General features: G+C 70.8%; 10 protein-coding genes. 4 read left to right on the top strand and 6 right to left on the bottom strand.

Translation table 11 applies throughout. From position 1 onward, the window contains the following. Positions 1–154 precede the first annotated feature (154 nt). Together ABZ794_RS33535 and ileS are read right to left on the bottom strand one after the other, a co-directional pair. Positions 155–844 carry a lysophospholipid acyltransferase family protein gene (locus ABZ794_RS33535; RefSeq protein WP_354946452.1) on the bottom strand — a complete coding sequence of 230 codons (690 nt, stop codon included), beginning with the start codon at positions 842–844 and terminating at the stop codon, positions 155–157. A gap of 105 nt (positions 845–949) precedes the next feature. Continuing rightward, a complete protein-coding gene (ileS, locus tag ABZ794_RS33540; RefSeq protein WP_238690206.1) occupies positions 950–4,096 on the bottom strand; it encodes an isoleucine--tRNA ligase in 3,147 nt (1,048 codons plus the stop codon). A gap of 382 nt (positions 4,097–4,478) precedes the next feature. Between ileS and ABZ794_RS33545 the strand changes: the two genes are divergently transcribed. Together ABZ794_RS33545 and sigJ are read left to right on the top strand one after the other, a co-directional pair. After that, positions 4,479–4,919: a carboxymuconolactone decarboxylase family protein gene (locus ABZ794_RS33545; protein ID WP_210785320.1), complete on the top strand. Its 441-nt coding sequence runs from the start codon at positions 4,479–4,481 to the stop codon at positions 4,917–4,919. Then, the gene (sigJ, locus tag ABZ794_RS33550; RefSeq protein WP_357519430.1) at positions 4,916–5,794 is read left to right on the top strand and encodes an RNA polymerase sigma factor SigJ; all 879 of its coding nucleotides are present in this window, start codon (positions 4,916–4,918) and stop codon (positions 5,792–5,794) included. The genes ABZ794_RS33545 and sigJ overlap by 4 nt, the downstream gene beginning before the upstream one ends. A 37-nt stretch (positions 5,795–5,831) precedes the next feature. Here sigJ and ndk read toward each other — a convergent pair whose 3' ends face one another. Further along, positions 5,832–6,257, bottom strand: a complete 426-nt coding sequence (ndk, locus tag ABZ794_RS33555) for a nucleoside-diphosphate kinase (RefSeq protein ID WP_357519432.1) — start codon at positions 6,255–6,257, stop codon at positions 5,832–5,834. Positions 6,258–6,398: 141 nt separating this feature from the next. Between ndk and ABZ794_RS33560 the strand changes: the two genes are divergently transcribed. After that, positions 6,399–7,949 carry a VOC family protein gene (locus ABZ794_RS33560; protein ID WP_357519434.1) on the top strand — a complete coding sequence of 517 codons (1,551 nt, stop codon included), beginning with the start codon at positions 6,399–6,401 and terminating at the stop codon, positions 7,947–7,949. Positions 7,950–7,987: 38 nt separating this feature from the next. Here ABZ794_RS33560 and ABZ794_RS33565 read toward each other — a convergent pair whose 3' ends face one another. The 3 genes from ABZ794_RS33565 to ABZ794_RS33575 are packed head-to-tail and all read right to left on the bottom strand — an operon-like array spanning position 7,988 to position 12,368. Further along, positions 7,988–8,422: a DUF4233 domain-containing protein gene (locus ABZ794_RS33565; RefSeq protein WP_357519436.1), complete on the bottom strand. Its 435-nt coding sequence runs from the start codon at positions 8,420–8,422 to the stop codon at positions 7,988–7,990. Next, on the bottom strand, positions 8,419–9,753 hold the full coding sequence (locus ABZ794_RS33570) for a folylpolyglutamate synthase/dihydrofolate synthase family protein (protein WP_210785317.1): 1,335 nt from the start codon (positions 9,751–9,753) through the stop codon (positions 8,419–8,421). Before ABZ794_RS33570 ends, ABZ794_RS33565 begins: the two co-directional genes overlap by 4 nt. Next, positions 9,750–12,368 carry a valine--tRNA ligase gene (locus tag ABZ794_RS33575; protein ID WP_357519438.1) on the bottom strand — a complete coding sequence of 873 codons (2,619 nt, stop codon included), beginning with the start codon at positions 12,366–12,368 and terminating at the stop codon, positions 9,750–9,752. The genes ABZ794_RS33570 and ABZ794_RS33575 overlap by 4 nt, the downstream gene beginning before the upstream one ends. Positions 12,369–12,437: 69 nt before the next feature. Here ABZ794_RS33575 and ABZ794_RS33580 point away from each other — a divergent pair, with 69 nt between their 5' ends. Further along, positions 12,438–13,124 carry a hypothetical protein gene (locus ABZ794_RS33580; RefSeq protein ID WP_210785315.1) on the top strand — a complete coding sequence of 229 codons (687 nt, stop codon included), beginning with the start codon at positions 12,438–12,440 and terminating at the stop codon, positions 13,122–13,124. Positions 13,125–13,327: the final 203 nt, after the last annotated feature.

The following is a 13,327-nucleotide window of genomic DNA, read 5'->3' on the forward strand; positions in this document are numbered from 1 at the left end:
CGACACGGCGCACCGCGGCCACCGGGGGGAGGGCGGTATACCTCTGAGTCATATTTATGACTCAGAGGTATACCGCCTTCGAGACCGGGTGCCTCGCGGCCGGGAGGCCAAGGGCCAGGAGGCCAAGGGCCGGGGCAGGGTGCGCCCGGCGGGGTCAGGCGTCGCGGGTCGGGTCCGGATGGGCGCGCGGCGGGGCGTAGCGGGGCACGTACTCCTGGCCGGTGAGCTTCTGGATCTCACTCATCAGCTCGTCGGTCATCTGCCGCAGCGAGGTGCGGTCGTCCGGTCGGCCGCTGAAGTCCAGCGGCTTGCCGAATCGAACCGTGATCTTGGCAGTGCCCGGCCGGGGCACCCGGGCACCGATCGGCTGCGCCTTGTCCGTGCCGATCATGCCGACCGGGATGATCGGCACGCCGGCCGAGATGGCCAGCCGGGCCGCGCCGGTCCGCCCCCGGTAGAGCTTGCCGTCCGGCGAGCGGGTGCCCTCCGGGTAGACCACCACCAGGTCACCGCCCTTGAGCGCCGGGATCGCCGCGTCGAACGCGGACAGCGCCGCCCGGCCACCGGCCCGCTCGACCGGGATCGCACCCAGGCCGGTGAGGACGAACTTGGAGATCGCACCCTTCACGCCGGCGCCCTTGAAATATTCCGACTTGGCCCAGAACGCCAGGTGCCGGGGCACTACCGTGCCGAGGAACAACTCGTCGGCCACCGAGAGGTGGTTGCCGGCGAAGACAGCGCCACCGATCTCCGGCACGTGTTCCAGCCCCTCCACGGTCGGGCGGAACGCCAACCGCAGCGTGGGCGCCACGGTGAGCTTGCCGATGGTGTAGAGCAGGGGCACTGGTCCTCCGGCAGATCAGGTGCGAACAGGCGGTGTCACGGTAGCGGACGCCTCCACACCTCCCGGACGGAGGTGGTGAGGCGCCCGCACCCTGGCGATGGTCCGTTATACCCGGCGGACGACCACAGTTACCCGCTCACCATCGCCGACCTCGCCGGCGAAGCCCTCCAGGCCCTCGGCGAAGTCCACCGAGTCGGCCAGCACCTCCGCGGCGACGAAGTCGACGTACGCGGACACCGCCGCGCGTACCTCGTCGGACGCCGACACCGACACCACGATCCGGTCCGAGACGTCCAGGTCGGCGTCCCGACGGGCCTGCTGCACCACCCGCACCACGTCGCGGGCCAGCCCTTCGGCTGCCAACTCCGGGGTGACGTCGGTGTCCAGCACCACCACGCCCTCGCCGCCGGGCAACGGCGCGGAGTGCTCGGCGTCGGCGGCGACCAGGCGCAACTCGTACTCACCCTCGGCGAGGGTGACGCCGGCGGCCACCGGGGCGCCGTCGACCAGCTCCCACTCGCCCGCCTTGACCGCCTTGATCACCTGCTGCACCTGCTTGCCGACCCGCGGGCCGAGCGCCCGGGGCACCACCGTCAACACCTGCTCGCAGTACGCGGACAGCTCCGCGCTGAACTCCACTGTCTTCACGTTGACCTCGTCGGCGACCAGGTCGGCGAACGGCCGCAGCTGCTCCGCGGCCGGCGAGGCCACCGTCAGCTTCGACAGCGGCAGTCGCACCCGCAGCCCCTTGGCCTTGCGCAGCGAAAGCGCCGCCGAGGCGACCGCCCGCACGTTGTCCATCGCGGCGACCAGGTCGTGGTCGGCCGGGAACTCGCTCGCCTCCGGCCAGTCGGTCAGGTGCACCGAACGCTCCCCGGTCAGGCCACGCCAGATCTCCTCGGCGGTCAGCGGCGCGAGCGGCGCCACCACCCGGCAGAGGGTCTCCAGCACCGTCGACAGGGTGTCGAAGGCGTTGGCGTCACCGGACCAGAACCGGTCCCGGGACCGGCGCACGTACCAGTTGGTCAGCGCGTCCAGGTAGGACCGGACGGTGGCGCAGGCACCGGAGATGTCGTACGCGTCCATCTGCGCGCCGACAGTGGACACCAGCTCGTTCGTCTTCGCCAGCACGTACCGGTCGAGCAGGTGGGTGGAGTCGGTGCGCCGCCGTGCCTGGTACCCGTCGGCGTTGGCGTAGAGCGTGAAGAAATACCACACGTTCCACAGCGGCAGCAGCACCTGCCGGACGGCGTCGCGGATGCCCGCCTCGGTGACCGCCATGTCCCCACCGCGCAGCACCGGCGAGGACATCAGCATCCAGCGCATCGCGTCCGAGCCGTACGCGTCGAAGACGTGGTAGACGTCCGGGTAGTTGCGCAGGCTCTTGGACATCTTGCGCCCGTCCGAGCCGAGCAGGATGCCGTGGCTCAGGCAGTTGCGGAACGCCGGCCGGTCGAACAGCGCGGTGGCCAGCACGTGCATGGTGTAGAACCAGCCGCGGGTCTGCCCGATGTACTCGACGATGAAGTCACCCGGGTAGTGGTGCTCGAACCAGTCGGCGTTCTCGAACGGGTAGTGCACCTGGGCGAACGGCATCGACCCGGACTCGAACCAGCAGTCCAGCACCTCCGGCACCCGGCGCATCATCGACTGACCGGTCGGGTCGTCCGGGTTGGGGCGGACCAGGTCGTCCACCGCCGGCCGGTGCAGGTCGGTCAGGCGTACGCCGAAGTCCCGCTCGATGTCGGCCAGCGAACCGTAGACGTCCAGGCGCGGGTAGCTCGGGTCGTCGGACTTCCACGCCGGGATCGGCGAGCCCCAGAACCGGTTCCGGCTGATCGACCAGTCCCGGGCGTTGGCCAGCCACTTGCCGAACGAGCCGTCCTTGATGTGGCCGGGCGTCCAGTTGATCTCCTGGTTCAGCTCGACCATCCGGTCCCGGAACTGTGTCACCGCGACGAACCACGACGACACCGCCTTGTAGACCAGCGGGGTGTCGCAACGCCAGCAGTGCGGGTACGAGTGGGTGTAGGTGTCCTGCTTGAGCACCACCCCCCGGTCCTTCAGCTCCCGGATCACCGGCTTGTTGACGTCGAAGACCTGCTCACCCTGGTACGGCGGGACCAGCGCGGTGAACCGGGTGTGGTCGTCCACGGTGACGATGGTGGGGATGCCGGCGGCGTTGCAGACGTTCTGGTCGTCCTCACCGAAGGCCGGGGCCAGGTGCACGATCCCGGTGCCGTCCTCGGTGGTGACGAACTCCGCGCCGAGCACCTGGTAGGCGTTCTCCCCGGCCTGCTCGACGAGGAAGTCGAACAGCGGCGTGTAGCGGCGCCCGACCAGGTCCCGGCCGTACACCGTGCCGACCTGCTCGTAGGACTCCAGCTCCTTGGCGTACGCGGCCAGCCGCGCCGCCCCCACCAGGTAGCGGTCGCCGTCGCGTTCGAGCACCGCGTACTCGATGTCGGGTCCGACGGCGAGCGCCAGGTTCGACGGCAGGGTCCACGGCGTGGTGGTCCAGACGCCCAGCTTGACCGGCCCGCGCACCAGCTCCGGCGCGGACTCGTCGGCGGTCAGCTCGAACCACACCGACAGGGTGGGGTCGTGCCGGTCCCGGTAGACGTCGTCCATCCGGGTCTCGGTGTTCGACAGCGGCGTCTCACAGCGCCAGCAGTACGCCAGCACCCGGAAGCCCTCGTAGATCAGACCCTTGTCGTGCAGGGTCTTGAAGGCCCACATGACGCTTTCCATGTAGTCCAGGTCGAGGGTCTTGTAGTCGTTGGTGAAGTCGACCCAGCGGGCCTGCCGGTTGATGTACCGCTCCCAGTCCTGGGTGAACTCCAGCACCGAGGTACGGCAAGCCTCGTTGAACCGGTCCACGCCCAGGTCGATGATCTCCGCCTTGCTGGTGATGCCGAGTTGCTTCTCGGCCACCACCTCGGCGGGCAGGCCGTGGCAGTCCCAGCCGAAGCGCCGCTCGACGTGCCGGCCGCGCATGGTCTGGTAGCGCGGCACCACGTCCTTGACGTAGCCGGTGAAGAGGTGACCGTAGTGCGGCAGGCCGTTGGCGAACGGCGGACCGTCGTAGAAGACGTACTCGTTCTTGCCGTCCGTGCCGGCGGGGCGGGCCTCGATGCTGGCCTCGAAGGTCTTGTCGGCCGTCCAGTGCTCCAGCACCCGGCGCTCGACCGCGGGCAGGTCCGGGCTCGCCGGGACACCGGCGGCGGTCGGGTCGTGCAACGGATAGGCCATCGGGGGTCGCTCTCCTCGTGCAGTCACTCAACGTGGGACTGCGAGGACGAACCTTCCGGGGTACGCCTGGAACGGCGCTCCCGTGGCCCGCGGTACCACCCCGCTTGGCGGTCAGGATCGACCGCCCGCTCATTGCCGGCTGTGACGGGCCGCACCCGTCCGGTTCTACTGGGCCGGTTGCCCGGCTGTTCTTCCGGAGGCTCACCGGTGATGGCCGGGTCATCGCCTTACGAGGTCCAACGATACTCGACGCGCCCACCGCCACGCCGTCGAGCCGCCCACCCCGACCACCTCGCCGGCATGAGCGGGGTCACAGCCCCGGTTGTCACGACCCATCCCTGCCCAACCGTCGTATCGGCGTCGAACCGATCAGGAGGTAGTCGTGCAACGGATGAACCCGACCGAGGTCGTACCGCAGGCGTACAAGGCCGTCATGGGGTTGGAGAAGTACGTCCAGACGAACGTCGATCGCACAGTGCTGGAGCTGGTGAAGCTGCGGGCGTCGATGATCAACGGGTGCGCGTACTGCGTGGACATGCACAGCCGGGACGCGCTCGCCGACGGCGAGTCGAGCCGGCGGCTGTTCGCGGTCGCCACCTGGCGGGAGGCGCCCTTCTTCGACGAGCGGGAGCGGGCCGCGCTGGCCCTCACCGACGCGGTCACCCGGCTCGGCGAGCACGGGGTGCCGGACGAGGTGTGGGATGACGCCGCGAAGGTCTGGTCGGAGAAGGAACTGGCCGACCTCGTCATCGCGATTGCCACAATCAACGTGTGGAATCGGATCGGGGTGACGATGCGGCTGGAGCCTCCGGCCCAGGCGTGACCACCGAGGCGGCAGCGGAGGCGGCCGGTGCGCTCGAGGCGCACCGGCCGATGCTGCTTGGGCTCGCGTACCGCCTGCTCGGCAGCCGGCACGACGCGGAGGACGTGCTCCAGGAGGCGTACCTGCGCTGGCTGGGTGTGGACCGGGCCCGCGTCGAGGAGCCGCGCCGGTACTTGTCCCGGGTGGTCACCCGGCTGGCCCTGGACCGGCTGCGCGCCCGGCAGGCGGCCCGCGAGACGTACGTCGGGACGTGGCTGCCCGAGCCGGTGCCGACCGCGCCCTCGCCGTTCGGGCCGTTGGACCGGGTGGAGCTACGCGACTCGCTCTCCACCGCGTTGCTGCACGTCCTGGAGCGGCTCACCCCGCCGGAGCGGGCGGTGTACGTCCTGCACACGGCCTTCGACCTGCCGTACGCGGAGATCGCCGAGATCCTGGACCGGTCCGTCGCCGACTGTCGGCAGCTGTACCACCGGGCGACCGCGCGGGTACGGCAGGAGCAGCGTCGGTTCACGGCCAGCCGCCCGGAGCGGGAGCGGCTGCTGGACGCGTTTCTCGCCGCCGCCCGCGACGGTGACCTGGCGAGGCTCACCGACCTGGTGGCCGCCGACGCCACCGCGTGGAACGACGGCGGCGGCCGGGCGCGGGCCGCCCTCAACCCGGTCACCGGCGCCGACCGGATCGCCCGGTTCTACGCCGGGGTGTACGGCCCGCGTCACCGAGTGGCAATGGATCCGGTCGAGCTCAACGGGGAACCGGCGATGTTGATCACCCGCGCGGACGGCAGTCGGTACACGCTGACCATCGCGGCGGCCGACGGACGGATCACCGGGATCTACGTGGTCGGCAACCCGGCGAAGGTGCCGGCGGTCGGCTGAACCCGGGCGTCGTCGGTCGGCACCGGGCCGGTGGGCGTCAGCCCAGCTCGGGGAACCAGAGCGCGATCTCGCGCTTGGCGCTGTCCGTCGAGTCGGAGGCGTGCACCAGGTTCTCCCGGTTGGACAGCGAGAGGTCACCCCGGATGGTGCCGGCGGCGGCCCTGCGTCCGTCGGTGGCGCCGACCAGCCCGCGGACCACGTCGATGACCTGGTCGCCGGAGAGCACCAGGGCGACCAGCGGGCCGCCGGTCATGAAGTCCTTCAGCGGCGGGTAGAACGCCTTGTCGACGTGCTCGGCGTAGTGCTCGTCGGCGAGCGCGGCATCCATCGTCCGGTGCGCCATAGCGTCGATCCGCAGCCCCTTGCGCTCCAAGCGGGAGAGGACCTCGCCGACCAGGCCGCGGCGGACCGCGTCGGGCTTGATCAGAACGAGGCTGCGCTCATCCGGGCTGTTGCTGGACACGCTGGGTTCCTCCTGTACGCGCTGAACGCTGCGGATCGGTACGGTCAGCCTAGCGACCCGGTCCCGGCGCCGGCGCGGCGGCCGGTCTTTCCCCCGGTGGCCGATCCGGCCTAGCCTGGTCCTGACCCCGGGAGGTCCACTGTGGCGAATGGCGGGAACCGACCCATCGCGCCGGTACGCAAGCTGATCGGCGCGGTGCTGGGCACCGTGGCCACGTTCGTCGTCCTGTTCGGGCTCGGCATGACGAGTTGGGCCATCGTGGCCCTCGGGGTCGCCCTGCTGGTGCTGGCGATCGCGCTGGCGACCGTACGCGGCGGCGGTCGCACGTGGGTCGTCGGCGTCGGGCACGTGCACAGCGCCTCCGAACCACCCACCCAGTACGCGTTCGGCCGCTGCGAACTGCAACTGGTGATTGACGCCCCTGGTCTGCCGCCGCGGTCCAAGAAGATCATCGAGCCGAGAGTGCCGGTCTCCAAGTGGCCGTCGCTGGGCCAGACCCTGCCGATCCGGGTCGCGTTGGACGACCAGCGGCACGTCAAGGTCCTCTGGGACGAGGTGTCTACCCATGCCGAGACCGCCGCTGCCGTCGCCGATCTCCCACCGGAGTTCGCCGACGCGGAGGCGATGGACGAGCTGTTGATCCAGCAGGACGCGCCGCCGTGGGCCGACCGCGCACCCGACGAGGACTTCCGCGACGACTTCCGTGACCCGGTCGGTGACCCGGTCGGTGACCCGTTCCGGGATCCGGTCGGTGACCCGTTCCGGGATCCGGTCGGTGACCCGTTCCGCGACCCGCTCGGTGACCCGCTGCGCACCGACCCTTCGCGCGCCGACCTCCGGCGCGACGACCTCAGGCGCGACGACCCGGGCGTCGTGCCCGAGGAGCGCGAACCCGTGGTGATGCACCAGAGCCCCGGTGGTCCGGTGGTGTTGGAGGGCGTCGTCGTCGAGCCGCAGGCCGGTGGGCTGCCTCGACGGGCAACCACCCCGGCACCGCGCCCGCCCGCCGAGGAGCGCTTCGACGAGCCCGCCGCCGACCGGTTCGACGCTTCGGAGCAGAGCGGCACGACCGCCCCACCCGCCGAGGACCCCGTCGAGCAGCCCAGCGCACAGCGCTTCGACCCGCCGCCCGCGCAGCGCTTCGACCCACCGCCCGTGCAGCGGTCCGGCCCGGGAGCGGCCGACCCGCTGGACCCACTCGACCTTCCGCTGGACGATCCCTCCCCGACCGGGGCCGCACGCACGACCGCGATCGACGAGGAACTGGACCAGGCGGTCTTCGGGTTCGACGCCGACTCGGCCGCGGACCCGGCCGCGCCGATCAGCGGGGTGGGCCTCACCCTGCTGGTCACCGACCTGCCCCGGTCGCTCAATTTCTACCGCGACGTGCTCGGCTTCAGCGAGGTCGACCAGGGTGCCCACAACGCCGTCCTGGCCTCCGGGTCGACCCGGATCGTCCTGCGCGAGGTGACCGGGGCGGCGCCCATCAGCCGCCGACTCGTGCACGTCAACCTTGAGGTGAGCGACATCGAGGCGGCGTACGAGCGGTTGCGCGAGTCGGGCGTCCGCTTCACGTACGCGCCCCGGGTGGTCAACCGGGGCACCAAGCTGGAGGGGTGGGCGGCGGCCTTCCGCGACCCGGATGGCCACGGCGTCGCCCTCACCCAGTGGCGCGAACGCGCCGACGCCTGACCCGGCCCGCCTTCGGACGGCGCCGGCCGGGTCCGGCGTCAGCCGAGAATGACGCGGCGAACGTGCAACGCGTACGCCCAGACCAGGGCGAAGATGATGCCCAGCCCGAGCAGCGACCAGTGCAGCAGACCGCCCAGCAACAGCAGGCCCTGGAGCACGGTGCCGGCGTTCCAGGCCCACTGACGACGCATCATGCCGGCGAGCAGCACGGCGGCCACCGCCAGTGCCACCACCGCACCGATCGCGGCGCCGCCGAGGTCACCGCCGACCACCCGGATCGGCTGGATCGCCAGCAACAACACCAGCGCCTCCAGGCTGAGCGTGCCAGCACCGAGACCGCGTACCGCCCGCTCCGGGTTGCGCAACCCGGAGCGTCGCGGCTGCCCGGCCGTGGGCTCCTCCCCCACCGGCTGCTCGACCGGCGCGCCGGTCGGGTCCTCGGTGGGGTGCGGGTCCCGCTCCGGGCTGGTCATCGCTTCAACAGCCGGCGCGCGTCGGCGACAGTCACCACGGACCCCGTGACCAGCACCCCGACCCCGCTCAGCTCACCGGGGACGTCCTCCTCGGCCATCGCCACCGCCAGCTCGATCGCGTCCGGCATCTCCTCGGCCGAGGCCACCCGCTCGTCGCCGAAGATCTCGCCGGCCAGCGCGGCGAGTTCCTCCGTCGGCATCGCCCGTGGCGAGCTGTTGCGGGTGACCACCACCTGGTCGACCACCGGCTCCAGCAGCTCCAGCAGCGCTTCCGCGTCCTTGTCGGCCAGTACGCCGATCACGGCCACCAGCTTGCTGAACGCGAACTCCTCCTGGAGCGCGGTGACTGTGGCCTTCATGCCGTGCGGGTTGTGCGCACCGTCCAGCAGGATGGTCGGGGCGTTGCGGACCCGCTCCAGCCGACCCGGGGAGCTGGTCGAGGCGAAGCCCTCCCGGACCGCCTCGATGTCCAGCTGACGTCGAGCCCCCGCGCCCAGGAACGCCTCCACGGCGGCGAGCGCCATTGCCGCGTTCTGCGCCTGGTGGGCACCGTGCAGCGGAATGAACACGTCGTCGTACACGCCACCCAGCCCCTGCAGGGTGAGCACCTGACCGCCGACCGCGACCGCCCGACCCAGCACGCCGAACTCGCCGCCCTCCCGGGCGATGGTGGCCCCGACCTCGGCGCAGCGTTCGAGGAGGGGGCCAGCGGCCTCCTCCTCCTGGGCCGCCGAGATCACTGTGGCTCCCGGGTGGATGATGCCGGCCTTGGCCAGCGCGATGTCCTGAAGCGTGTCACCGAGCCACTCGGTGTGGTCCAGCCCGATCGGGGTGATCACACAGACCCCGGCCTGGAGGACGTTCGTGGCGTCCTCGGCACCGCCGAGGCCCACCTCGACCACAGCGATGTCGACCGGCGCGTCGGCGAAGGTGGCGAACGCCAGCGCGGTGGTCATGTCGAAGTACGTCAGGGGCTCGTCCGACCGCGCGTCGACCAGCTCGGCCAGCGGTTTGATCTCCCGGTACACCGACGCGAACCGTTCCTCGCTGACCGGCTCCCCGTCCAGACTGATCCGCTCCCGGACGGTCTCCAGGTGCGGGCTGGTGTACCGCCCGGTGTGCAGCCCGTGCGCCCGCAACAGCGAATCGATCATCCGGGCGGTGGAGGTCTTGCCGTTGGTGCCGGTCAGGTGGATCGCCGGGTACGCCCGCTGCGGGCTGCCGAGCAGGTCGAGCAGCGACTCGATCCGGTCCAGCTCGAAGACCATGCGGGTGAAGCCACGGGCGTTCAGCTCGGCCTCGACGGCGGCGAATTCGGTACGGTCGGTCACGAGGGCAGTGTCTCCAGAGCAGCGTTGATCCGGACCAGGTCGGCCTCGGCGGTGGCGAGCCGGTCGCGGATCTTCGCGACCACCGGCTCGGGGGCCTTGCCGATGAAGGCAGGGTTGTCGAGCTTCGCCCGGGCCTGCGCGACCTCCTTCTCGGCTGCCGCGCGGTCCTTCGTCAGCCGGGCCCGCTCGGCGCCCACGTCGATCGACCCCCGGGTGTCCAACGCGACACCGACCGCGCCGGGCATGGCCAACGTGGCGCTGGCCTGGAAGTCGTCACCGGCCGGATCCAACCGGACCAGCGAACGGATCAGCGGCTCGTGGGCAGCGATACCCGCGCCGGACAGCCCGTCCAGGCGGGCAGCCACCCGCTGCGTGGGGCGCAGCCCCTGGTCGGAACGGAACCGACGGATCTCGGTGACCACCCGCTGCACGCCGACCAGCTCGGCCTCGGCGGCGTCGTCGACCAGCGACCGGTCGGCCACCGGCCAGGCGGCGGCCTGCACCGTCTCGCCGCCGGTCAGCGCGAGCCACAGCTCCTCGGTGACGAACGGGATGACCGGGTGCAACAGCCGCAGCAGTTGGTCGAGCACGTGCCCGAGCACCCGACGGCTGGCCTCCGCGCGCTCACCGCCCTCGGCGAGCACCGGCTTGCTCAGCTCGACGTACCAGTCACAGACGTCGTCCCAGGCGAAGTGGTACAGCAGGTCGCACACCTTGGCGAACTCGTACGCCTCGAACTGCTCGTCGACCTCGGCGGTGACGTGCGCCAACCGGGACAGGATCCACCGGTCGACGGTGGAGAGCTGCTCGGTGGGGGGCAGGTCGCCAGTGGTGTGCGCGCCGTTCATCAGGGCGAACCGGGTGGCGTTCCAGAGCTTGTTGCAGAAGTTGCGGGAGCCCTGGCACCACTCCTCGCTGACCGGGACGTCCTGGCCGGGGTTCGCGCCCCGTGCCAGGGTGAACCGGGTGGCGTCGGCGCCGTACCGGTCGATCCAGTCCAGCGGGTCGACCACGTTGCCGAACGACTTCGACATCTTCTTGCCGAACTGGTCGCGGACCATGCCGTGCAGCGCGACCACGTCGAAGGGCGGCCGGCCGTCCATCGCGTAGAGGCCGAACATCATCATCCGGGCGACCCAGAAGAACAGGATGTCGTACCCGGTGACCAGCACGCTGGTCGGGTAGAACTTCGCCAGGTCCGGGGTCTGCTCGGGCCAGCCCAGTGTGGAGAACGGCCACAGGCCGCTGGAGAACCAGGTGTCCAGGACGTCCTCGTCCTGGTGCCAGCCCTCGCCGGTCGGCGGCGCCTCGTCGGGGCCGACGCAGACGATCTCCCCCGCCGGGCCGTACCAGACCGGGATGCGGTGCCCCCACCACAGTTGCCGGGAGATGCACCAGTCGTGCATGTTGTCGACCCAGGCGAAGTAACGCTTGGTCAGCTCGGCCGGCTCGATGCGCACCCGGCCGTCGCGCACCGCGTCACCCGCGGCCTGGGCCAGCGGGGCGGTGTTGACGAACCACTGCAGCGACAGCCGCGGCTCGACGGTCGTCTTGCACCGCGAGCAGTGCCCGACCGCGTGCACGTACGGGCGCTTCTCGGCGACGATCAGGCCCTGCTCCCGCAACGCCGCCACGATCGCGGGTCGCGCCTCGAACCGGTCCAACCCCTCGAACGGGCCGGGCACGGTGATCACACCGCGCTCGTCCATCACGGTCAGCGCGGGCAGGTCGTGCCGCTGGCCGATCTCGAAGTCGTTCGGGTCGTGGGCCGGCGTCACCTTGACCATGCCGGTGCCGAAGGACGGGTCGACGTGCGCGTCGGCGACGATCGGGATCCGGCGGCCGGTCAATGGCAGCTCGACCTCGGTGCCGATCAGGTGCTGGTAGCGCTCGTCGTCGGGGTGCACGGCCACGGCGGTGTCGCCGAGCATCGTCTCGGCCCGGGTGGTGGCCACCACGACCTCGTCGCTGTAGCGGATCGAGATCAGCTCGCCGTCGTCGTCGGTGTGCTCGACCTCGATGTCGGAGAGCGCCGTGAGGCAGCGCGGACACCAGTTGATGATCCGGTTGGCCCGGTAGATCAGGCCGTCGTCGAAGAGCTTCTTGAAGATCGTCTGGACGGCGCGGGTCAGCCCCGCGTCCATGGTGAAGCGCTCGCGGTCCCAGTCGACGGAGTCGCCGAGGCGGCGCATTTGGCCGAGGATGGCGCCACCGGACTCGGCCTTCCACTGCCAGACCCGCTCGACGAACTTCTCCCGGCCGAGATCGTGCCGGGACAGACCCTCTGCGGCGAGCTGACGCTCGACCAGGTTCTGGGTGGCGATGCCGGCGTGGTCCATGCCCGGCAGCCACAGCGCCTCGAAGCCCTGCATCCGCTTACGCCGGGTCAACGCGTCCATCAGCGTGTGCTCGAACGCGTGGCCCATGTGCAGTGAGCCGGTGACGTTCGGCGGCGGGATGACGATGGTGAAGGGGGGCTTGTCGCTGTCGGCGGAGGCCCGGAAGTGCCCGCCGGCTACCCACTGCTCGTACCGTCGCTGCTCTACCTCACCGGGCTGGTACTGGCCGGCAAGGGTCGGGGCGTCGGGGCGTCGGGCATCCAGTCTCTCGGTCACCGGACAAGTCTACGGAGGGCTTCCGCAGACCTGACGTGCGCCACCTGCCGTTCGCGTACGGTGTCGGCTATGTCCGACGCACATCTCACCGAGCGGTCGCGCGACGGCGGCCGCGAGCCGGTCGAGCTGACCGAAGAGCCGATCCAGCTGAGCACCCGGGACTCCGGAGGCGACCCCGACGAGCGGCCCAGCGGCTGGTCACGCCGCCGCAAGATCGGTTGGACCGTCGCACTGGTGGTCGGTCTCGCCGGTGCCGGCGTGCTTGGTGTCGGTGGGTGGCGGGTGGCGCAGCAGAAGGACACCCAACTGGCCTCACCCGATCGGGTGGCGGGTCTGACCCGCGACGACAGCGAGCGGGCGAAGAGCACTGCCGACTATCTGCGTAGCGGTCTGGCGGCGAACATCGAACTGGACCGCAGTTTCGGCACTGTCTACCGCGACCCGGCCGACGACAAGCGCTCCGTGCTCATCTTCGGGGGCACCACTCTGCTCTGGCAGCCGGAACGGGACCTGGACAGCCTCTTCCGCCTGATGTCGGACGAGACCGGTGCGGTGAACGGTCTGCGGGAGCTGCCCGCGGGCGATCTCGGCGGGGTGCTGAAGTGTGGCAGCACCAGCGGCGAGGGCGGGGACTTCGCGGTGTGCGGCTGGGCCGACCACGGCAGCGTGGTCATGGCGATGTTCCCGGGCCGGGCGGTCAGCGACGCCGGCGGCCTGCTGCGCAACCTGCGCGACGGCATGCAGACCCGAAACTGACCCGCCCAGACCGCAGACCGGGTTCGGCGCCCTGAACCCCGTTCCCGGCGTCTCAAAGTCATCGGATGCCCCCTATCAGGGAAAGACCACCCAAAAAAAGGGGGGCAGACGCAGATTAGGCCACCCCCGGTGGGGGTGGCCTAATCTGGAAGATTGTCCGGCGGCGTCCTACTCTCCCACACCCTCACGAGTGCAGTACCATC

It is taken from the genome of Micromonospora sp. NPDC047187, assembly GCF_040643355.1.
Lineage (GTDB): Bacteria > Actinomycetota > Actinomycetes > Mycobacteriales > Micromonosporaceae > Micromonospora > Micromonospora salmantinae.

What these genes read in the sequence shown, in the direction of transcription:
- ileS (WP_238690206.1), bottom strand. Translation starts at nt 4,096, where the DNA reads ATGGCCTATCCGTTGCACGACCCGACCGCCGCCGGTGTCCCGGCGAGC.
- ABZ794_RS33565 (WP_357519436.1), bottom strand. Translation starts at nt 8,422, where the DNA reads ATGACCAGCCCGGAGCGGGACCCGCACCCCACCGAGGACCCGACCGGC.
- ABZ794_RS33580 (WP_210785315.1), top strand. Translation starts at nt 12,438, where the DNA reads ATGTCCGACGCACATCTCACCGAGCGGTCGCGCGACGGCGGCCGCGAG.